Genomic DNA, 19,591 nt, shown 5'->3' with positions numbered 1-19,591 from the left:
GGGGCCCGCACCGGGCCCCCAGCTCACTCTTTTTACGCACGACAGAATCGAGAGGTAGACCACCGAGGTGGCCGTACAAATCACCACCGACCTGAGCATGGTGCGCAACATCGGCATCATGGCCCACATCGACGCCGGTAAGACGACGACGACCGAGCGGATCCTCTTCTACACCGGTATCACTTACAAGATCGGTGAGGTCCACGACGGCGCCGCCACGATGGACTGGATGGAGCAGGAGCAGGAGCGCGGCATCACCATCACGTCCGCCGCGACGACCTGCACCTGGAAAGACCACACCATCAACATCATCGACACCCCCGGGCACGTCGACTTCACCGTCGAGGTGGAGCGCTCGCTGCGCGTCCTCGACGGCGCCGTCGCGGTGTTCGACGGAGTCGCCGGTGTCGAGCCGCAGTCCGAGACCGTGTGGCGCCAGGCGGACCGGTACGGCGTACCGCGGATCTGCTTCGTCAACAAGCTGGACCGCACCGGCGCGGAGTTCATGCGCTGCGTCGACATGATCGTCGACCGGCTGGCCGCCGTGCCGCTGGTGCTGCAGCTGCCGATCGGTGCCGAGGCCGACTTCATCGGCGTCGTCGACCTGGTCGGCATGCGGGCGCTGACCTGGCGCGGTGAGACCACGATGGGTGAGGACTACACCGTCGAGGAGATCCCCGCCACGCACACCGAGCTGGCCGCGCTGTGGCGCGACAAGCTGATCGAGACGCTGGCCGAGGCCGACGACGAGATCATGGAGCTGTACCTGGAGGGCGACGAGCCCAGCCAGGAGCTGCTGGTCGCGGCCATCCGCCGCGCGACCATCGCCAGCAAGCTGACCCCGGTGCTGACCGGAACGGCGTTCAAGAACAAGGGCGTGCAGCCCCTGCTCGACGCGATCAACGCCTACCTGCCGAGCCCGCTCGACGTGCCCGACATCGAGGGCCACGACGTCCGCGACGAGGCCGTCGTCGTCAGCCGCAAGCCGGCCGACGACGAGCCGTTCTCGGCGCTGGCGTACAAGATCGCGGCCGACCCGCACCTGGGCAAGCTGACCTTCATCCGGGTGTACTCGGGCAAGCTCGAGACCGGCACCCAGGTCCTGAACCCCACCAAGGGGCGCAAGGAGCGGATCGGCAAGATCTACCGGATGCACGCGAACAAGCGTGAGGAGATCGCGTCGGTCGGCGCCGGCCACATCGTCGCCGTGATGGGTCTGAAGGACACCACCACCGGCGAGACGCTGTGCGACCCGGCCAAGCCGATCATCCTGGAGTCGATGCAGTTCCCGGCTCCGGTCATCTCGGTCGCCATCGAGCCCAAGTCGAAGGCCGACCAGGAGAAGCTCGGCGTCGCGATCCAGCGCCTGGCCGACGAGGACCCGACCTTCCAGGTCCGGACCGACGAGGACACAGGCCAGACGATCATCGCCGGTATGGGTGAGCTCCACCTGGAGATCCTGGTCGACCGGATGAAGCGCGAGTTCCGCGTCGAGGCCAACGTCGGCAAGCCCCAGGTCGCCTACCGCGAGACCATCAAGAAGAAGGTCGAGAAGGTCGACTACACGCACAAGAAGCAGACCGGTGGTTCGGGTCAGTTCGCGCGTGTGATCATCAACATCGAGCCGACCGCCGTCGAGGCCGGAGGTGAGGGCGGCTACGAGTTCGTGAACGCCGTCACCGGTGGCCGGATCCCGCGGGAGTACATCCCGTCGGTGGACGAGGGCGCGCAGGAAGCGATGGAGTTCGGCGTACTGGCCGGGTACCCGATGGTCGACGTCAAGGTGACGCTGACCGACGGTGCGTACCACGACGTCGACTCCTCCGAGCTCGCGTTCAAGATCGCCGGTTCGATGGCGTTCAAGGATGCGGCCCGGCGGGCCACGCCCGTCATTCTGGAGCCGATGTTCGCGGTCGAGGTCATCACGCCCGAGGACTACATGGGTGAAGTGATCGGCGACCTCAACTCCCGTCGTGGCTCGATCCAGTCGATGGACGAGGGCCCCGGTGGCAGCCGAGCGATCAAGGCTTCGGTGCCGCTGTCCGAGATGTTCGGGTATGTCGGTGACCTGCGGTCGAAGACCCAGGGCCGCGCGTCGTACTCGATGCAGTTCGATTCCTACGCCGAGGTTCCGAAGAACGTGGCGGAAGAGATCATCAAGAAGGCCCGCGGCGAGTAATCTCGCCCCGGACCAACCAACCCACAGCGCGTCGGCGTACGGCGTAAGTCAACATTTTCCAGGAGGGCCCCAGTGGCTAAGGCGAAGTTCGAGCGGACTAAGCCGCACGTCAACATCGGCACCATCGGTCACATCGACCACGGTAAGACCACTCTTACCGCGGCGATCACCAAGGTGCTGCACGACAAGTACCCGACTCTGAACGAGGCCTCGGCCTTCGATCAGATCGACAAGGCGCCGGAAGAGCGCCAGCGCGGTATCACCATCTCGATCGCGCACGTCGAGTACCAGACCGAGGCCCGGCACTACGCCCACGTCGACTGCCCGGGACACGCGGACTACATCAAGAACATGATCACCGGCGCGGCCCAGATGGACGGCGCGATCCTGGTTGTCGCCGCCACCGACGGCCCGATGCCCCAGACGCGTGAGCACGTGCTGCTCGCCCGTCAGGTCGGCGTGCCGGCGATGGTTGTCGCCCTGAACAAGTGCGACATGGTCGACGACGAGGAGATCCTGGAGCTCGTCGAGCTCGAGGTCCGCGAGCTGCTCTCGGACCAGGAGTTCGACGGCGACAACGCGCCGATCGTCCGCGTCGCCGCTCACCCGGCGCTGCAGGGCGACGCCAAGTGGGGCGAGTCGATCCTCGAGCTGATGGCCGCGGTCGACGAGTACATCCCGCAGCCGGAGCGCGAGATCGACAAGCCGTTCCTGATGCCGGTGGAGGATGTCTTCACCATCACGGGTCGCGGCACGGTCATCACCGGCCGGATCGAGCGCGGCGTGGTCAAGGTCAACGAGACCGTCGACCTGATCGGCATCCGCGAGGCCAAGCAGACCACCACGGTCACCGGCATCGAGATGTTCCGCAAGCTGCTCGACGAGGGCCAGGCCGGTGAGAACGTCGGTCTGCTGCTTCGTGGCACCAAGCGCGAGGACGTCGAGCGCGGCATGGTCGTGATCAAGCCGGGCACGACCACCCCGCACACCAACTTCGACGCGTCGGTCTACATCCTGTCGAAGGAGGAGGGCGGCCGTCACACGCCGTTCTTCCAGAACTACCGCCCGCAGTTCTACTTCCGCACCACGGACGTCACCGGCGTCGTCACGCTGCCCGAGGGCACCGAGATGGTCATGCCGGGCGACAACACCGACATGTCGGTCGAGCTGATTCAGCCGATCGCCATGGAAGAGGGCCTGAAGTTCGCGATCCGGGAAGGTGGCCGTACCGTCGGCGCCGGCCGGGTCACCAAGATCATCAAGTGATCTCACGAGGTCCGCGAGGGCTCGCACGCTGAGCCCCGCGGACCTCTGCTTTGTGCCTGATCCGGCACTCAGGTGGTGCCGGATCCAGGCGTGAAGCCACTCGATTGGCATTCCGGTGCCGATCTCTGGCACACTATTCAGGTTGCTCAGGCGAGGCCGCCGGGGCGCGCCCCAGACCGTATTCAGGGTCTGGCAGGTCGCGCCGGACCGGAGACCATGCCGAGGTTCGGTCCGAGACCGAATCCCGATCTCCACTCCAGGGTCGAACAGTGACTGGCGCACGTATGTGCTCTGCACATATTTGTTCTGGTCGCGACACACCCGACCTCGGGGGTCGGAGCAACGCAACGAAGACGATAGAGAAGGACGAAGCGAAGCGATGGCGGGACAGAAGATCCGCATCCGGCTGAAGGCCTACGACCACGAGGTCATCGACAGCTCGGCGCGCAAGATTGTCGACACGGTGACGCGTACTGGTGCGAAGGTTGCTGGCCCGGTGCCGTTGCCGACGGAAAAGAACGTGTTCTGCGTCATCCGCTCGCCGCACAAGTACAAGGACAGCCGCGAGCACTTCGAGATGCGCACCCACAAGCGGCTCATCGACATCATCGACCCCACGCCGAAGACCGTCGACTCGCTGATGCGGCTCGACCTCCCGGCCGGTGTCGACATCGAGATCAAGCTCTGAGGGAACGCTGACCTATGAGCAAGCAGAAGAACACGCGAGGGCTGCTGGGCACCAAGCTCGGCATGACCCAGACCTGGGACGAGAACAACCGAGTCGTTCCCGTAACGGTGATCCAGGCCGGTCCGTGCGTGGTGACCGAGGTTCGCACCTCGTCCACCCACGGCTACGACGGCCTGCAGATCGCGTTCGGCGACATCGACCCGCGCAAGGTGACCAAGCCCCTGCGCGGCCACTTCGACAAGGCCGGTGTGACCCCGCGCCGGCACCTGCTGGAGCTGCGTACCGCTGACGCCAGCGAGTACACGCTGGGCCAGGAGATCAACGCCGAGGCCTTCGAGGCCGGCGAGATCGTCGACGTCTCCGCCACCAGCAAGGGCAAGGGCTTCGCCGGTGTCATGAAGCGGCACGGTTTCCACGGCCTGCGCGCCACGCACGGTGTGCACAAGAAGCACCGCTCGCCGGGTTCCATCGGCGGCTGCGCCACCCCGGGTCGGGTTTTCAAGGGCATGAAGATGTCCGGTCGGATGGGCCACGAGCAGGTGACCACGCAGAACGTCAAGGTGCACGCCATCGACGTCGAGCGCGGCCTCATCCTGATCAAGGGCGCTGTCCCCGGCCCCAAGGGCGGCCTTGTGCTGATCCGCAACGCCGCGAAGGGAGCGAGCAAGTGAGCACCGTCGATGTGACCGTCGTCAAGGGCGACAAGATCAGCAAGAAGGGCTCCGTCGAGCTCCCGGCCGAGCTGTTCGACGTCCAGGTGAACATCCCGCTGATCCACCAGGTCGTGGTGGCCCAGCTGGCCGCCGCGCGCCAGGGCACCCACAAGGTGAAGACCCGGGCCGAGGTCTCCGGTGGTGGCGCCAAGCCGTACCGCCAGAAGGGCACCGGCCGCGCGCGTCAGGGTTCGACCCGGGCGCCGCAGTTCACCGGTGGTGGCGTCGTGCACGGCCCGACCCCGCGCGACTACAGCCAGCGGACCCCGAAGAAGATGATCGCCGCCGCCCTGCGCGGTGCGCTCTCGGACCGGGCCCGTGACGGCCGCGTCTTCGTGGTCGAGCAGTTCGTCGACGGCGACGCGCCGTCGACCAAGGCAGCGCTGAAGGTGCTGGCCGAGGTCACCGAGCACGTCAAGGTGCTGGTCGTTGTCGACCGCAACGACGAGCTGACCTGGGTGAGCCTGCGCAACGTGCCGACCGTGCACCTGATCGCCGCCGACCAGCTGAACGCGTACGACGTGCTCTGCAGCGACGCGGTGGTCTACACCAAGGCAGCGCTGGAGAGCTTCGTCGCCGGCGCGCCCAAGGGCAAGTCCGTCAAGGCTGTCGCGACGTCGACCGAAGCCGAGCAGGAGGTAGAAGCATGAGCCACGGAGTCAACAAGGACCCGCGGGACGTGCTGCTGCGGCCGGTCGTGAGCGAGAAGAGCTACGGCCTGCTGGACGAGCAGAAGTACACGTTCGAGGTCGCTCCGGACGCCAACAAGACCGAGATCAAGCTCGCGGTCGAGAAGGTGTTCAAGGTCCGCGTGACCAGCGTCAACACACTGAACCGCAAGGGCAAGCGCCGCCGCACCCGTGCCGGCTGGGGCAAGCGCCCGGACACCAAGCGAGCGATCGTCAGCCTGTCCGGCGACGACCGCATCGACATCTTCGGAGGCCAGTCGTAATGGGTATCCGCAAATACAAGCCGACAACGCCGGGCCGTCGTGGCTCGAGTGTGGCCGACTTCGTCGAGCTCACCCGTTCGACCCCTGAGAAGTCCCTGCTCCGCCCGCTGCCGAAGAAGGGTGGCCGGAACAGCTCCGGCAAGATCACCACGCGGCACCACGGTGGCGGTCACAAGCGGGCGTACCGCCTGATCGACTTCAAGCGGTACGACAAGGACGGCGTCCCGGCGAAGGTTGCCGAGATCGAGTACGACCCGAACCGCACCGCGCGGATCGCGCTGCTGCACTACGTCGACGGCGAGAAGCGCTACATCCTCGCCCCGTCGAACCTGAAGCAGGGCACGATCATCGAGAACGGTCCGGCCGCCGACATCAAGGTGGGCAACAACCTGCCGCTGCGCAACATCCCGGTCGGCTCCACGGTGCACGCCGTCGAGCTGCGCCCGGGTGGCGGCGCCAAGATGGCCCGCTCCGCCGGTGCCAGCGTTCAGCTGGTCGCCAAGGAGGGCCGGATGGCCACCCTGCGGATGCCGTCCGGCGAGGTCCGGATGGTCGACGTGCGCTGCCGCGCCACCCTCGGTGAGGTGGGCAACGGCGAGCAGTCGAACATCAACTGGGGCAAGGCCGGCCGGATGCGCTGGAAGGGCAAGCGCCCGACCGTCCGTGGTGTCGCGATGAACCCGGTCGACCACCCGCACGGTGGTGGTGAGGGTAAGACCTCGGGTGGACGTCACCCGGTGTCCCCGTGGGGTCAGCCTGAGGGCCGCACCCGCACCCGCAAGGAAAGCGACCGCATGATCGTCCGGCGCCGCAAGGCCGGCAAGAAGCGCTGATAGGGAGCCGGACAGAAATGCCACGCAGCCTCAAGAAAGGCCCGTTCGTCGACCACCACCTGCTCAAGAAGGTGGAGGTGCAGAACGAAAAGGGCACCAAGAACGTGATCAAGACCTGGTCCCGCCGGTCGATGATCATTCCCGACATGATCGGCCACACGCTCGCGGTGCACGACGGCCGCAAGCACGTGCCGGTGTTCGTGACGGACGCGATGGTCGGGCACAAGCTCGGCGAGTTCGCCCCGACCCGCACGTTCAAGGGTCACGAGAAGGACGACCGGAAGTCACGGCGTCGCTGACCTCTGGTCAGTTGACGACGCGCAAGCAACCTACGGAGAGATTCGAACATCATGAGCGTTCAAGAGCGTAGGGCCGTCAGTGCCCGCCGCGAGAGCCTGCTGGGCGACGAGCCCGGGGCCTTCGCGGTCGCGCGCTTCGTCCGCGTGACGCCGATGAAGGCGCGTCGCGTGCTGGACCTGGTGCGTGGGATGGGTATCGACAACGCCCTCGCCACTCTGAAGTTCGCCCCGCAGGCCGCTGCCGCGACCGTGTACAAGGTCGTCGACAGCGCCGCGGCGAACGCCGAGGGCACCGAGCACCTGAGCCGCGCCGACCTGGTCGTGGTGAAGGCCTTCGTGGACGAGGGTCCGACGCTGAAGCGTCACCGCCCCCGTGCACAGGGCCGGGCCACCCGGATCGACAAGCGGACCAGCCACATCACTGTGGTCGTCGGCCCGCGGGCCGAGGAAGAGACCGCCAAGCCGGCGGCCGACGCCAAGAAGGCCAAGGGCAAGAAGGCCGCTGAGAAGAAGGGCAGGACCCGCTAGTGGGCCAGAAGGTAAACCCGCACGGGTTCCGCCTCGGTATCAGCACGGACCACAAGAGCCGCTGGTACGCCGACAAGCTGTACAAGGACTACGTCGGCGAGGACGTCAAGATCCGCCGTCTGCTGAGCAAGGGCATGGAGCGCGCCGGCATCTCCCGTGTGGAGATCGAGCGCACCCGTGACCGCGTTCGGGTCGACATCCACACCGCCCGTCCGGGCATCGTCATCGGTCGCCGCGGCGCCGAGGCGGACCGGATCCGGGGCAGCCTCGAGGAGCTCACCGGCAAGCAGGTGCAGCTGAACATCCTCGAGGTCAAGAACGCCGAGGTCGACGCGCAGCTGGTCGCCCAGGGCGTGGCCGAGCAGCTGTCCGGCCGCGTGGCGTTCCGCCGCGCGATGCGCAAGGCGATGCAGACCACCATGCGTGGCGGCGCCCTGGGCATCCGGATCCAGTGCTCCGGCCGGCTCGGTGGCGCTGAGATGTCGCGTTCGGAGTTCTACCGCGAAGGCCGTGTGCCGCTGCACACCCTGCGCGCGGACGTCGACTACGGCTTCTACGAGGCCCGCACGACCTTCGGCCGGATCGGCGTGAAGGTCTGGATCTACAAGGGTGACGTGTCCGGCTCCCGCGCCGAGCGCGAGGCGCAGGCCGCGGCCCGCGCCGCGAACCAGCAGCGTCGTCCGGCTCGCCGTGACGACCGCGGTGGTCGCGGTGGCGAGCGTGGCGGCGGCGACCGTGGCGGACGTCGCGACGACCGTCGTGACGGCGGCGCCCGCAACGAGGCCCCGAAGGCGGAGGCCACCACTGCTCCGGCGGCGGACAAGCCGGCCGAGACGACCGGAACGGAGAGCTGAACCGTGCTCATCCCCCGTAAGGTCAAGCACCGCAAGCAGCACCACCCGAAGCGCTCCGGCGCTGCCAAGGGCGGCACCACGCTGGCCTTCGGTGACTTCGGCATCCAGGCACTGGAGAGCCACTACGTCACCAACCGGCAGATCGAGTCGGCGCGTATCGCGATGACCCGGCACATCAAGCGTGGCGGAAAGGTCTGGATCAACATCTACCCGGACCGCCCGCTCACCAAGAAGCCTGCCGAGACCCGCATGGGTTCCGGTAAGGGTTCGCCGGAGTGGTGGATCGCCAACGTCAAGTCGGGCCGCGTGATGTTCGAGCTGTCCGGTGTCGACGAGCAGACCGCTCGCGAGGCCATGCGCCGCGCGATTCACAAGTTGCCGATGAAGTGCAAATTCATCACCCGAGAGGCAGGTGAGAACTGATGGCTACCCTGACCGCCGCCGAGCTGCGGAACCTGGGCAAGGACGAGCTGCTGAGCAAGCTCGGCGAAGCCAAGGAGGAGCTGTTCAACCTCCGGTTCCAGGCTGCCACGGGTCAGCTGGAGTCCCACGGCCGGCTGCGCGCCGTCCGTAAGGACATCGCCCGCATCTACACGGTGCTGACCGAGCGCGCGCTCGGCATCACCGAAGAGGTGGACGCTCCGGTCGCCGCAGCCGAGGCCGAGACTGAGGCCGACGAGACCGCGGACGACAGCGAGAAGGCTGGGAGCAAGGCATGACCGAGAACACAGCGAAGGACGAGACCGTGAGCACGACCGAGGCGCGCGGCGCACGTAAGACCCGTGAGGGTCTGGTGCTGAGCGACAAGATGGACAAGACCGTCACCGTCGAGGTCGAGGACCGGGTCAAGCACAAGCTGTACGGCAAGGTCATCCGTCGCACCCGCAAGCTCAAGGCGCACGACGAGCAGAACGCCGCCGGCATCGGCGACCGGGTTCTCCTGATGGAGACGCGGCCGCTGTCGGCGACCAAGCGGTGGCGCATCGTCGAGATCCTCGAGAAGGCCAAGTAATCAAGGCCTCGAGGTCACGGCAACGCCCAGCTGTACCCAATCGAAATTATTCGTTCCGCAAGGCTCACGTGAGTGAGAACCAGCGAGACAACCAGGAGATCAACAGATGATCCAGCAGGAGTCGCGACTGAAGGTCGCCGACAACACGGGTGCGAAGGAAATTCTTTGCATCCGCGTGCTCGGTGGCTCCGGTCGGCGCTACGCCGGTGTCGGGGACACGATCGTCGCCACCGTCAAGGACGCGATCCCGGGTGGTGGCGTGAAGAAGGGTGACGTCGTCAAGGCTGTCATCGTGCGAACCGTGAAGGAGCGCCGGCGTCCGGACGGCTCCTACATCCGCTTCGACGAGAACGCCGCCGTCATCCTCAAGGCCGACGGTGAGCCGCGTGGGACCCGCATCTTCGGGCCGGTCGGCCGGGAGCTGCGCGAGAAGCGCTTCATGAAGATCATCTCGCTCGCTCCGGAGGTGCTCTGACATGGCAGACAAGTCCGTAGTCAAGGGGCAGCGCAAGCTGCACGTGAAGAAGGGTGACCTCGTCCGCGTGGTCACCGGCAAGTCCAAGGGACTCGAGGGCAAGATCATCTCGGTCCAGCCCGACGACGAGCTCGTCATCGTCGAAGGCGTGAACCGGGTCAAGAAGCACACCAAGGTGCAGCAGGCCCAGCGCGGCGGCACGACGGGTGGCATCGTCACCCAGGAAGCCCCGATCCACGTCTCCAACGTGATGCTCCTGGTCGAGGTCGACAAGGACGGCAAGAAGCAGAAGGTGACCACCCGCGTCGGGTACAACCGCGTCGAGGTGCAGAAGCGGCGCCCGGACGGTTCGACGTACACCGGTTTCCGGAGCGTCCGGATCGCTCGGCGTACCGGCGAGGAGATCTGATGACCACCGCAGTGACCGAGGCGAAGGTCCAGCCCCGGATGAAGACCAAGTACCGCGAAGAGATCGTCGGACAGCTGCAGGAGCAGTTCCAGTTCGAGAACGTCATGCAGGTGCCCGGGCTCACCAAGATCGTGGTGAACATGGGTGTCGGCGAGGCGGCTCGCGACTCCAAGCTGATCGACGGCGCGATCAAGGACCTGGCCGCGATCACCGGTCAGAAGCCGCAGGTCACCAAGGCCCGCAAGTCGATCGCGCAGTTCAAGCTGCGCGAGGGGATGCCGATCGGCGCCCACGTGACGCTGCGCGGCGACCGGATGTGGGAGTTCCTGGACCGGCTGCTGGCGCTCGCGCTGCCCCGGATCCGCGACTTCCGCGGCCTGTCCCCGAAGCAGTTCGACGGCAACGGGAACTACACCTTCGGTCTGACCGAGCAGGTCATGTTCCACGAGATCAACCAGGACCGGATCGACCGGGTCCGGGGCATGGACATCACCGTGGTGACCAGCGCCAAGAACGACGACGAGGGGCGCGCGCTGCTGCGGCAGCTCGGCTTCCCGTTCAAGGAGATGTGACGTGGCGAAGACAGCACTCAAGGTCAAGCAGGCCCGGAAGCCGAAGTTCGCGGTGCGTGGCTACACGCGCTGCCAGCGGTGCGGCCGGCCGAAGGCGGTCTTCCGCAAGTTCGGCCTGTGCCGGATCTGCCTGCGGGAGATGGCGCACCGGGGCGAGCTGCCCGGCGTGACCAAGTCCAGCTGGTGACCGAGCTCTTCAGCACCGAACTTTTCTCCACCCACCATCTAGTCACCGTAGGTCGCCGTCCGGCGAAACCACGGCGGGAAAGAGGCCCCAGGCCATGACGATGACCGACCCGATCGCAGACATGCTGACGCGTCTGCGCAACGCCAATCAGGCGTACCACGAGTCGACCTCGATGCCGTACAGCAAGATCAAGCAGGGCATCGCCGACATCCTGCAGCAGGAGGGTTACATCTCCTCCTACCAGGTCGAGGAGCCCAAAGAGGGCACCGTCGGCAAGACCCTGATCGTCGACCTGAAGTTCGGGCCGAGCCGGGAGCGCTCCATCGCGGGCGTGCGCCGGATCAGCAAGCCGGGACTGCGGGTCTACGCGAAGTCGACCAACCTGCCGAAGGTGCTGGGAGGCCTGGGCGTCGCCATCATCTCGACGTCGCAGGGTCTGCTCACCGACCGTCAGGCCAAGAACAAGGGCGTTGGCGGGGAAGTCCTCGCCTACGTCTGGTGACGAAGAACCGGAAGGAGGACCACATTCATGTCTCGCATCGGTAAGCTCCCGATCTCGGTCCCGTCCGGCGTCGACGTCACGATCGACGGCCAGACGGTCACCGTCAAGGGTCCCAAGGGTCAGCTCTCGCACGTCGTGGCTGAGCCCATCGTGGTCAACCGGGACGAGGACGGCGCCATTGCCGTCGCGCGTCCGGACGACCAGCGCACGAGCAAGGAACTGCACGGCCTGTCCCGCACCCTGATCGCCAACCTGGTGACCGGCGTGACGGACGGCTACGAGAAGAAGCTCGAGATCGTCGGCGTCGGGTACCGCGTCCTGGCCAAGGGACCGACCCAGCTGGAGTTCTCGCTCGGCTACAGCCACACGATCACGGTGGACGCGCCCGACGGCATCACTTTCGCCGTCGAGACGCCGACCAAGTTCTCGGTGCAGGGAATCGACAAGCAGTCCGTCGGTGAGGTCGCCGCGAACATTCGCAAGCTGCGCAAGCCCGAGCCGTACAAGGGCAAGGGTGTGCGGTACGCGGGCGAGCAGGTCCGCCGCAAGGTCGGAAAGGCTGGTAAGTAACGATGGCGATCGGTTTGCGGCACAACAAGCACGCCGCCAAGACGACAGCTTCGCGGCTGCGTCGTCAGATCCGCGTCCGGAAGAAGATCAACGGCACGGCCGTCCGGCCGCGCCTGGTGGTCAGCAAGTCCTCGAAGCACCTGTTCGCTCAGGTCATCGACGACGTGGCCGGCGTGACGCTGGTGTCGGCTTCCACGATGGAGTCCGACCTGCGCGGCGCGGAGGCGAACAAGACCGACAAGGCCAAGACGGTGGGCGGCCTGATCGCCGACCGCGCCAAGGCCGCCGGTATCGACTCGGTCGTGTTCGACCGGGCCGGGAACAAGTACCACGGCCGCATCGCGGCACTGGCCGACGCCGCCCGCGAGGGTGGGCTCGGCTTCTGATGACGGCGACAAGGGAAGAAGGTAGTTCGAAATGAGCGGAGGCCAGCAGCGTCGCGGAGGCGGCGCCGGTGGTGAGCGCCGTGGCCGCGACGGTGGTCGCGGTCAGGCAGCTGACAAGACCGCCTACATCGAGCGCGTGGTAGCCATCAACCGGGTCGCCAAGGTCGTGAAGGGTGGTCGTCGCTTCAGCTTCACCGCCCTCGTGGTCGTCGGCGACGGTGAAGGCACCGTCGGTGTGGGATACGGCAAGGCCAAGGAGGTGCCCGCGGCGATCGCCAAGGGTGTCGAGGAGGCCAAGAAGTCGTTCTTCAAGGTGCCGAGGATCCAGGGCACCATCCCGCACCCGGTCCAGGGTGAGAAGGCCGCCGGCGTGGTCATGCTGCGCCCGGCCGCTCCTGGTACCGGTGTGATCGCGGGTGGCTCGGCGCGCGCCGTACTGGAGTGCGCGGGGATCCACGACATCCTGAGCAAGTCGCTGGGTTCCTCCAACGCGATCAACGTGGTGCACGCCACGGTGGCCGCGCTGCAGGCCCTGGAGACCCCGGAGGCCGTGGCCGCGCGCCGTGGCCTGCCGGTCGAGCACGTCGCTCCGGCGGCACTGCTGAAGGCGCGGGCGGAGGCGACATCCTGATGGCACGCTTGAAGGTGACGCAGACCCGTTCCGGCATCGGTGGCAAGCAGAACCAGCGCGACACGCTGCGCACCCTGGGCGTCAAGCGGATCGGCGACACCGCCGTCCACGAGGACAAGCCCGAGGTTCGCGGCATGGTGCGCACGGTTCGCCACCTCATCACCGTCGAAGAGGTTGACTGACATGGCGCTCAAGGTTCATCACCTGCGTCCGGCGCCCGGAGCCAAGACCGCCAAGATCCGCAAGGGTCGTGGTGAGGGCAGCAAGGGCAAGACGGCCGGCCGCGGTACCAAGGGCAGCAAGGCCCGTAACAACATCCCCGAGTGGTTCGAGGGTGGCCAGATGCCGCTGCACATGCGGCTTCCGAAGCTCAAGGGCTTCAAGAGCAGGAACCGAGTGGAGTTCCAGGTCGTTAACCTGGAGAAGCTCGGACAGCTGTTCCCCGAGGGCGGTGAGATCGGTGTGACCGATCTCGTCGCGAAGGGCGCGGTCCGAAGTGGTCAGCCGGTGAAGGTGCTGGGTGACGGCGAACTGACCGTGGCACTGCAGGTTTCGGTGAACAAGTTCTCCAAGTCCGCCAAGGAGAAGATCGCGGCGGCCGGGGGCACCACCACCGAGGTGTGAGTGCCAGGGCTCGTACGGCGCCAGCGCTGATATTGTGCGCTGGTCGTCGGACGAGCCCTGGTTCGTCTCTTGCCCAGCTGCTTTGCTAGGCCCTTGCCCTGACCGGGCATCGGATAAATGTGGGAGGACAGGGTGTTAGGCGCCTTTGCCAACGCGTTCAAGACTCCGGACCTGCGCCGGAAGATCTTGTTCGTGCTCTTCATCGTCGTGATCTTCCGGATCGGTTCGGTCGTGCCGGCGCCCGGTGTCAACGTCCAGGCGCTGGACATCTGCCTGCAGGCGTCGAAGCAGGGTGAGAACGCGAACCTGTACAACCTGATCAACCTGTTCTCCGGCGGTGCGCTGCTGCAGCTCGCGATCTTCGCGCTCGGCATCATGCCGTACATCACCGCCAGCATCATTCTGCAGCTGCTCACCGTGGTGATCCCGCGGCTGGAGTCGCTGAAGAAGGAAGGCCAGGCGGGACAGGGCAAGATCACCCAGTACACGCGGTTCCTGACCGTCGGTCTGGCGATCCTGCAGGCGACCGCGTTCGTCGCGCTCGCCCGGACCCCCGGCCGGCTGTTCAACGGGTGCAACGAGCAGCTGCTGCACAGCGACAAGTGGTTCCCGGTCGTCGTCATGGTGCTCACCATGACCGCCGGTACCGGTGTGGTCATGTGGCTCGGTGAGCTGATCACCGACCGCGGCGTCGGCAACGGTATGTCGATCCTGATCTTCACCCAGATCGTCGCCACCTTCCCGACCCAGCTCTGGGCGATCCGCAAGAGCCACGGCATCCCGACGTTCCTGGCCGTGCTGGCGGTCGGCCTGGTGATCATGGCCGCGGTCATCTTCATCGAGCAGGCGCAGCGCCGGATCCCGGTGCAGTACGCCAAGCGCATGGTCGGCCGGAAGATGTTCGGCGGCACCTCGACGTACATCCCGCTGAAGGTCAACCAGGCCGGCGTCATCCCGGTGATCTTCGCGTCCAGCCTGCTCTACCTGCCCGTCCTGGTCAGCCAGTTCCGGCAGGACGAGAAGTGGGCGCAGTGGATCCAGGGCAACCTCGTCAAGGGCGACCATCCCATCTACATGGTGACGTACGTCGCGCTTATTATCTTTTTCACGTACTTCTACGTCTCGATTACCTTCAACCCGAAGGAAGTTGCTGACAACATGAAGAAGTACGGCGGCTTCATTCCCGGGATCCGGGCTGGGCGGCCGACCGAGGAGTACCTCTCCTACGTTCTGTCCCGCATCACGCTGCCCGGCGCGATCTACCTGGCGATCATCTCGATGATCCCGCTGATCGCACTGGTGCTCTTGAACGCCAGCCAGAGCTTCCCGTTCGGTGGTACGTCGATCCTGATCATGGTCGGCGTCGGACTGGACACGGTGAAGCAGATCGAGAGTCAGCTGCAGCAGCGTAACTACGAAGGGTTCCTGCGCTGATGAGAATGTTGCTGATGGGTCCGCCCGGGGCGGGCAAGGGCACGCAGGCAAAGGTGCTTGCGGAGCGTCTGAACATCCCGGCAGTCTCCACCGGCGACATCTTCCGGCAGAACGTGAAGGACGAGACCGAGCTGGGTCTCGAGGCGAAGCGGTACATGGACGCGGGCAACTACGTCCCCGACGAGGTCACGAACGCAATGGTGCGGGACCGGTTGTCCGAAGCGGACGCCGGCGCGGGCTTCCTCCTGGACGGTTACCCCCGGACGCTGCCGCAGGTCGGCACGCTCGACGACATCCTGGCCGAGCACGGCCACAAGCTGGACGCGGTGGTGGCGTTGACCGCCGACGCCGACGTACTGGTGGACCGGATGCTCAAGCGGGCCAAGATCGACGGCCGGTCGGACGACTCCGAGGAGGTCGTCCGGCACCGCCAGGACGTCTACACCGCCGAGACCAAGCCGCTGCTGCAGGTGTACGCGCAGCGCGGACTGCTGGTCGAGGTGGACGGCGTCGGCGAGATCGACGAGGTCAGCGAGCGCGTGCTCGCCGCCCTCAAGTCGATCGGCGAATGAACTCCGGGTCCGCCCGGCGACCACGCGTCGCCGGGCGGACCTTTTTGCTGTCCAAGGTGGCCCGCACGGGCTGCCACAGAAGTGGAGTACGGAGCAGATGATCTTCAAGGACCGCGGGATCGAGATCAAGACCCGCGAGCAGATCCTGGCCATGCGCAAGGCCGGCCTGGTGGTCGGCCGCACGCTGGAGCTGCTCCGGGCCGCGGTGAAGCCCGGCATCACCACCGGTGAGCTCGACGCGATCGCGGAGGACCACATCCGGTCCTCCGGCGCGACGCCGTCGTTCCTGGGCTACCACGGCTTCACCGGGTCGATCTGCGCCTCGGTGAACGACGAGATCGTGCACGGCATCCCCGGTGACCGGGTGCTGGCCGACGGCGACCTGATCTCGATCGACTGCGGTGCGATCGTCGACGGCTGGCACGGCGACGCGGCGATCTCGGTCGGCGTCGGTACGGCGTCCGACGAGCTGCTCGAGCTGGCCCGGATCTGCGAGGAGTCGATGTGGCGCGGCTTCGCGGCCGCCAAGCTCGGTGGCCGGCTGACCGACATCTCGGCCGCCGTCGAGGCGCACGTGCGCGCCAACTCGTCGTACGGGATCGTCGAGGACTTCGTCGGGCACGGGATCGGGTCGGCGATGCACCAGCCGCCGAACGTGCCGAACTTCGGCAAGGCGGGCAAGGGGCCCAAGCTGGTCGAGGGTCTGGCGCTGGCGGTCGAGCCGATGATCACGCTGGGCAAGCAGGACAACCACACGCTCGAGGACGACTGGACGGTCGTCACCGACGACGGGACCGTGGCCGCGCACACCGAGCACACGTTCACGCTGACCCCGCAGGGCCCGTGGGTGCTGACCGCGCTCGACGGTGGCGAGGCCAAGCTGGCCGAGCTCGGTGTGACCTTCGGCCCGCTGGCCGACTGACCTGCTCGCCCGGGCAGACTTCGGGGCAGCCGTACGGCGGACGCGCGGGTCAACCCATCGGGGGACGCCGCGCGGTCCCGCGCTGAGGCACACTGGGGGCATGCCCAGCTCGTACCAGCCCCACCAGCGCTTCACCGAGGCCGATCGCGACAAGATCGCCGGCCGGTTGCGTGACGCCTTCGCGGACGGGCGGCTGGACCAGCCGGAGTTCAGCCGACGGCTCGACGACCTGTACGGCGCGCAGACCTACGGCGAGCTCGAGCCGCTGGTGCGCGACCTGCCGCCGGTCCGGACGTACCAGACGCCCGCGGTGGTGCAGAACGTGCAGCCCACCCCGGAGCCCGGCACCTTCCCGGAACGCAAGAAGGAGAACCAGCCGCAGCGCAACCTGCAGGGGCTGCTCGGCGGCTTCACCGGCGTCGTCGTGATCAACGTGATGATCTGGTTCGTCATCGGTGTCGCCAACGGTGGCCACTGGCCGCACTTCTGGCCGGTCTGGCTGCTGATCCCGTGGGCCCTGATGGGCATGGGTCACTTCGGAAAGCATCGGTGACCGAGACCGGCGCCGAGGGGTCGCGGCTGCGCCCGGACTGGGCCTGGCAGCTGCGCCAGGGCTCCGCACTGGTCTACGTGGCGTGGTTCCTGGTCGCGATCCCGTTGGTCGTCGTCGGCCTGCTGGTGGAGCCGCGGTGGGTCGGTTGGCTCGTGCTCGCGTGGTTCCTGGTGCTGGTCGCGCTGACCGCGGCGTTCCGCATCTCCGAGAACCGTCAGCGCCGGGCCTGGTCCGACATGGCCCGGCAGCTCGGCTGGCAGGTCAGCGCCGGCGATCCCGACCTGGTCGACCGCTGGCCGTTCCCGCCGTTCGACGTCGATCCGGCGGCGGAGGTGTACGACGTGACGACCGGCCGGCATCGTGGCCGTGAGCTGATCGCCGGTCGGTTCCGGCACAAGGTACGGCGTCGCCAGCTCGGCTTCGACTTCCTGGACCTGGAGGTCGACCGGCCACTGCCGCCGATGCAGTTGCTGCCCACCTCGCTGGCGCCCGTCGCCGCAGCCAGCTTGGTGCCGCTGAAGCTGACGGTCGACGGGTTGCCGGAGAAGTACTGCCTGTTCAACGGTCGTGAGGATCTGGCGCTGGAAGTGCTGCACCGGCGGGCGGTCGACGTACTCGGTCAGGTGCCGCCGTTCGGCTTCAGCTGCGAGGGCCGGCGGTTCGTCGCGATCTTCCCGGCGTACCGGGAGGCCTCGGTCGTACTGGCCCACCTGGACGCCGCCTGCGACCTGCTCGCGCTGATCCCCGAGCACGTGTGGCAGACCGGCGAGCAGTGGGCGGCTACCCAGCAGTCCTGAGCAGCCTGACGGTGACGCCGAAGTCCTCGTCGCCGTGGCCTTCCCGTACGGCGCGGTCGAGCAGTTCGCCCATCGGTACCAGCAGACTCGGGTCGACGCCCTGGGCGCGCGCCGCGTCGAGCAGGTTGACGAAGCCGGCCGCCTGCATCTCCAGGTTGGAACCGGCAGCGCCGGGCTCGGCGCCGTACTCGAGGTCCTTGGCCATCTCCGGAACGCTGCTGAGCATCGCGGTCAGCCAGGGGACCAGGAGCTCGTTGGTGAAGGCGGTCGGGGAGATCTTCTCGCTGGAGATCAGCGCGAGGGCCTGGGCGGCGCCCGCGAACATGCCGTACATGCCGCTCAGCAGTGCGAGGTCCTGCAGCGCGGCGAGGCCCGGGTCGGTCCCGACGAACTGGGGCCGGGCCACTGTCGAGAGGGCTGCGCCGTGCTTCTCGAAGGCGGCTTCGGACCCGCTGTAGAGGATGAACGCGGCCGGGCCGCCGATCATCGCGGGCACGGCCATGATGCCGCCGTCCAGGTAGTCCGCGCCCTGCTGCGTCGCCCAGTCGGCGGTACGACGGGCGTGGGCGGGAGTGCCGTTGGTGAGGTTGACCAGCGTGCGGCCGGAGAACTCGGTCGCAGCCGGGGCCAGGGCCTCCTGGACCGAGGCGTCGTCGAGCAGGCAGACGACGATCAACGAGCTGCTGCTGACGGCGTCGGCGACGGTCTGCGCGCGGGTGACGCCGGTGAGGTCGGGCGCGCGGCCCGGGGTGCGGTTCCAGACGGTGGTCGGGTGGCCGGCGGCGGTGAAGGCCCGGGCGAGGGCCGTACCCATCGCGCCGAGGCCGAGAACGGTCACGGGTGTCTTCATGGGTCCAGGCTGGCGCCTTGACTGTAGAGTGGACAAGTACCGACTAATTAGTCAGGTACTCACCGAAAGGTAAGTATCAGATGGCCGGACCGACGCCGTACACCTGTGGCCTGGACGCCGCCGCCGACGTGATCGGCGGGAAGTGGAAGCCGCGCATCCTGTGGGCGCTCAGTCACGGGCCCCGACGGTTCTCCGAGCTGCGCAAGGAGGTCTCCGGGGTGAGCGAGAAGATGCTGATCCAGCAGCTCCGTGAGCTGGAGTCCCGGGAGATCGTGCACCGGGAGGTCTACCACCAGGTGCCGCCCAAGGTGGAGTACTCGCTGACGCCGCTGGGGGAGTCCCTGAACGCCGCGCTGGCCCCGCTGGACGCCTGGGGTGCCGAGCACCTGACCGAGCTGGAGTGCACCCGCTGAGCCCCGATTGGGTTTCTCACCGGTAGGTGGCGTAGACTCTTCCCTTGGCTCTTTGTAGCCTCTGGTTGCTATGCCCAACGCTCGTTCCGGGCCCAGCGATCATGCACCACCAATCATTCAGTACGTCGTCTACAGAAGTGCGAGGACATGCCCAAAAAAGAGGGAGTCATCGAACTCGAGGGCACCATCGTCGAGGCTTTGCCGAACGCGATGTTCCGTGTTGAGCTGTCCAACGGGCACAAGGTGCTCGCGCACATCAGCGGCAAGATGAGGCAGCACTACATCCGGATCCTCCCCGAGGACCGGGTCGTCGTGGAGCTGTCGCCGTACGACCTCACCAGGGGTCGGATCGTCTACCGGTACAAGTAAC

31 protein-coding genes are annotated in these 19,591 nt (G+C 66.9%); 30 read left to right on the top strand and 1 reads right to left on the bottom strand.

Going from position 1 to position 19,591, the window contains the following annotated elements; all coding sequences use genetic code 11:
- Positions 1-67 precede the first annotated feature (67 nt).
- The 28 genes from fusA to ACYVIO_RS00405 all read left to right on the top strand — a co-directional run bounded on the left by fusA (position 68) and on the right by ACYVIO_RS00405 (position 17,958).
- Positions 68-2,179 carry an elongation factor G gene (fusA, locus tag ACYVIO_RS00540; RefSeq protein WP_460648630.1) on the top strand — a complete coding sequence of 704 codons (2,112 nt, stop codon included), beginning with the start codon at positions 68-70 and terminating at the stop codon, positions 2,177-2,179.
- A gap of 72 nt (positions 2,180-2,251) precedes the next feature.
- Positions 2,252-3,445: an elongation factor Tu gene (tuf, locus tag ACYVIO_RS00535; protein ID WP_425828839.1), complete on the top strand. Its 1,194-nt coding sequence runs from the start codon at positions 2,252-2,254 to the stop codon at positions 3,443-3,445.
- A 379-nt stretch (positions 3,446-3,824) separates the two neighbouring features.
- The gene (rpsJ, locus tag ACYVIO_RS00530; RefSeq protein ID WP_012923688.1) at positions 3,825-4,133 is read left to right on the top strand and encodes a 30S ribosomal protein S10; all 309 of its coding nucleotides are present in this window, start codon (positions 3,825-3,827) and stop codon (positions 4,131-4,133) included.
- 14 nt (positions 4,134-4,147) lie between these two features.
- On the top strand, positions 4,148-4,804 hold the full coding sequence (gene rplC, locus ACYVIO_RS00525; protein ID WP_425828843.1) for a 50S ribosomal protein L3: 657 nt from the start codon (positions 4,148-4,150) through the stop codon (positions 4,802-4,804).
- Complete coding sequence (gene rplD, locus ACYVIO_RS00520) at positions 4,801-5,496, top strand: 50S ribosomal protein L4 (RefSeq protein ID WP_460648629.1); 696 nt, start codon at positions 4,801-4,803, stop codon at positions 5,494-5,496. The genes rplC and rplD overlap by 4 nt, the downstream gene beginning before the upstream one ends.
- Positions 5,493-5,798 (top strand): 50S ribosomal protein L23, encoded by a 306-nt coding sequence (gene rplW / locus ACYVIO_RS00515; RefSeq protein ID WP_184798772.1) that lies wholly within the window; start codon positions 5,493-5,495, stop codon positions 5,796-5,798. The genes rplD and rplW overlap by 4 nt, the downstream gene beginning before the upstream one ends.
- The gene (gene rplB, locus ACYVIO_RS00510) at positions 5,798-6,631 is read left to right on the top strand and encodes a 50S ribosomal protein L2 (protein WP_460648628.1); all 834 of its coding nucleotides are present in this window, start codon (positions 5,798-5,800) and stop codon (positions 6,629-6,631) included. The genes rplW and rplB overlap by 1 nt, the downstream gene beginning before the upstream one ends.
- Positions 6,632-6,648: 17 nt before the next feature.
- Positions 6,649-6,930: a 30S ribosomal protein S19 gene (rpsS, locus tag ACYVIO_RS00505; protein WP_077019233.1), complete on the top strand. Its 282-nt coding sequence runs from the start codon at positions 6,649-6,651 to the stop codon at positions 6,928-6,930.
- 51 nt (positions 6,931-6,981) lie between these two features.
- Positions 6,982-7,458 (top strand): 50S ribosomal protein L22, encoded by a 477-nt coding sequence (gene rplV / locus ACYVIO_RS00500; protein WP_460648627.1) that lies wholly within the window; start codon positions 6,982-6,984, stop codon positions 7,456-7,458.
- A complete protein-coding gene (rpsC, locus tag ACYVIO_RS00495) occupies positions 7,458-8,312 on the top strand; it encodes a 30S ribosomal protein S3 (RefSeq protein ID WP_460648626.1) in 855 nt (284 codons plus the stop codon). Before rplV ends, rpsC begins: the two co-directional genes overlap by 1 nt.
- A 3-nt stretch (positions 8,313-8,315) precedes the next feature.
- Positions 8,316-8,735 carry a 50S ribosomal protein L16 gene (gene rplP / locus ACYVIO_RS00490; protein ID WP_344181539.1) on the top strand — a complete coding sequence of 140 codons (420 nt, stop codon included), beginning with the start codon at positions 8,316-8,318 and terminating at the stop codon, positions 8,733-8,735.
- Positions 8,735-9,031, top strand: coding sequence for a 50S ribosomal protein L29 (gene rpmC / locus ACYVIO_RS00485; RefSeq protein WP_184798762.1), 297 nt, complete (start codon positions 8,735-8,737; stop codon positions 9,029-9,031). Before rplP ends, rpmC begins: the two co-directional genes overlap by 1 nt.
- Positions 9,028-9,324 carry a 30S ribosomal protein S17 gene (gene rpsQ / locus ACYVIO_RS00480; protein ID WP_184798760.1) on the top strand — a complete coding sequence of 99 codons (297 nt, stop codon included), beginning with the start codon at positions 9,028-9,030 and terminating at the stop codon, positions 9,322-9,324. Before rpmC ends, rpsQ begins: the two co-directional genes overlap by 4 nt.
- 106 nt (positions 9,325-9,430) lie before the next feature.
- Positions 9,431-9,799 (top strand): 50S ribosomal protein L14, encoded by a 369-nt coding sequence (gene rplN, locus ACYVIO_RS00475; protein ID WP_077019238.1) that lies wholly within the window; start codon positions 9,431-9,433, stop codon positions 9,797-9,799.
- Between the two features lies 1 nt (position 9,800).
- Entirely contained in the window at positions 9,801-10,208 is a 408-nt protein-coding gene (gene rplX, locus ACYVIO_RS00470) for a 50S ribosomal protein L24 (protein WP_344181535.1), read from the top strand.
- On the top strand, positions 10,208-10,780 hold the full coding sequence (rplE, locus tag ACYVIO_RS00465) for a 50S ribosomal protein L5 (RefSeq protein ID WP_460648625.1): 573 nt from the start codon (positions 10,208-10,210) through the stop codon (positions 10,778-10,780). The genes rplX and rplE overlap by 1 nt, the downstream gene beginning before the upstream one ends.
- Position 10,781: 1 nt before the next feature.
- Entirely contained in the window at positions 10,782-10,967 is a 186-nt protein-coding gene (locus ACYVIO_RS00460; protein WP_012923674.1) for a type Z 30S ribosomal protein S14, read from the top strand.
- A 94-nt stretch (positions 10,968-11,061) separates the two neighbouring features.
- The gene (rpsH, locus tag ACYVIO_RS00455; protein WP_077019240.1) at positions 11,062-11,469 is read left to right on the top strand and encodes a 30S ribosomal protein S8; all 408 of its coding nucleotides are present in this window, start codon (positions 11,062-11,064) and stop codon (positions 11,467-11,469) included.
- Between the two features lie 27 nt (positions 11,470-11,496).
- Entirely contained in the window at positions 11,497-12,039 is a 543-nt protein-coding gene (gene rplF / locus ACYVIO_RS00450) for a 50S ribosomal protein L6 (protein ID WP_460648624.1), read from the top strand.
- A 2-nt stretch (positions 12,040-12,041) separates the two neighbouring features.
- Positions 12,042-12,425, top strand: coding sequence for a 50S ribosomal protein L18 (rplR, locus tag ACYVIO_RS00445; RefSeq protein WP_460648623.1), 384 nt, complete (start codon positions 12,042-12,044; stop codon positions 12,423-12,425).
- Between the two features lie 31 nt (positions 12,426-12,456).
- On the top strand, positions 12,457-13,056 hold the full coding sequence (gene rpsE / locus ACYVIO_RS00440; RefSeq protein WP_184798748.1) for a 30S ribosomal protein S5: 600 nt from the start codon (positions 12,457-12,459) through the stop codon (positions 13,054-13,056).
- Positions 13,056-13,238 (top strand): 50S ribosomal protein L30, encoded by a 183-nt coding sequence (gene rpmD / locus ACYVIO_RS00435; RefSeq protein WP_184798746.1) that lies wholly within the window; start codon positions 13,056-13,058, stop codon positions 13,236-13,238. The genes rpsE and rpmD overlap by 1 nt, the downstream gene beginning before the upstream one ends.
- A 1-nt stretch (position 13,239) precedes the next feature.
- Positions 13,240-13,680, top strand: a complete 441-nt coding sequence (gene rplO / locus ACYVIO_RS00430; RefSeq protein ID WP_460648622.1) for a 50S ribosomal protein L15 — start codon at positions 13,240-13,242, stop codon at positions 13,678-13,680.
- A 132-nt stretch (positions 13,681-13,812) separates the two neighbouring features.
- Positions 13,813-15,114: a preprotein translocase subunit SecY gene (gene secY / locus ACYVIO_RS00425; RefSeq protein ID WP_460648621.1), complete on the top strand. Its 1,302-nt coding sequence runs from the start codon at positions 13,813-13,815 to the stop codon at positions 15,112-15,114.
- Complete coding sequence (locus tag ACYVIO_RS00420; protein ID WP_344181519.1) at positions 15,114-15,686, top strand: adenylate kinase; 573 nt, start codon at positions 15,114-15,116, stop codon at positions 15,684-15,686. The genes secY and ACYVIO_RS00420 overlap by 1 nt, the downstream gene beginning before the upstream one ends.
- Before the next feature lie 97 nt (positions 15,687-15,783).
- Positions 15,784-16,608 (top strand): type I methionyl aminopeptidase, encoded by an 825-nt coding sequence (map, locus tag ACYVIO_RS00415; protein ID WP_460648620.1) that lies wholly within the window; start codon positions 15,784-15,786, stop codon positions 16,606-16,608.
- Between the two features lie 100 nt (positions 16,609-16,708).
- Positions 16,709-17,161, top strand: a complete 453-nt coding sequence (locus tag ACYVIO_RS00410) for a DUF1707 SHOCT-like domain-containing protein (protein WP_460648619.1) — start codon at positions 16,709-16,711, stop codon at positions 17,159-17,161.
- Entirely contained in the window at positions 17,158-17,958 is an 801-nt protein-coding gene (locus ACYVIO_RS00405; protein WP_460648618.1) for a hypothetical protein, read from the top strand. The genes ACYVIO_RS00410 and ACYVIO_RS00405 overlap by 4 nt, the downstream gene beginning before the upstream one ends.
- Here ACYVIO_RS00405 and ACYVIO_RS00400 read toward each other — a convergent pair.
- Positions 17,942-18,808: an NAD(P)-dependent oxidoreductase gene (locus ACYVIO_RS00400; RefSeq protein WP_460648617.1), complete on the bottom strand. Its 867-nt coding sequence runs from the start codon at positions 18,806-18,808 to the stop codon at positions 17,942-17,944. The genes ACYVIO_RS00405 and ACYVIO_RS00400 overlap by 17 nt on opposite strands.
- An 80-nt stretch (positions 18,809-18,888) precedes the next feature.
- Here ACYVIO_RS00400 and ACYVIO_RS00395 point away from each other — a divergent pair, with 80 nt between their 5' ends.
- The gene (locus ACYVIO_RS00395; RefSeq protein WP_460648616.1) at positions 18,889-19,221 is read left to right on the top strand and encodes a winged helix-turn-helix transcriptional regulator; all 333 of its coding nucleotides are present in this window, start codon (positions 18,889-18,891) and stop codon (positions 19,219-19,221) included.
- 147 nt (positions 19,222-19,368) lie between these two features.
- Complete coding sequence (infA, locus tag ACYVIO_RS00390) at positions 19,369-19,590, top strand: translation initiation factor IF-1 (protein WP_012923661.1); 222 nt, start codon at positions 19,369-19,371, stop codon at positions 19,588-19,590.
- The last annotated feature ends 1 nt before the right edge of the window (position 19,591 follow it).

Source organism: Kribbella endophytica (assembly GCF_054781295.1).
This window is presented reverse-complemented; position numbering and strand designations above follow the sequence as displayed.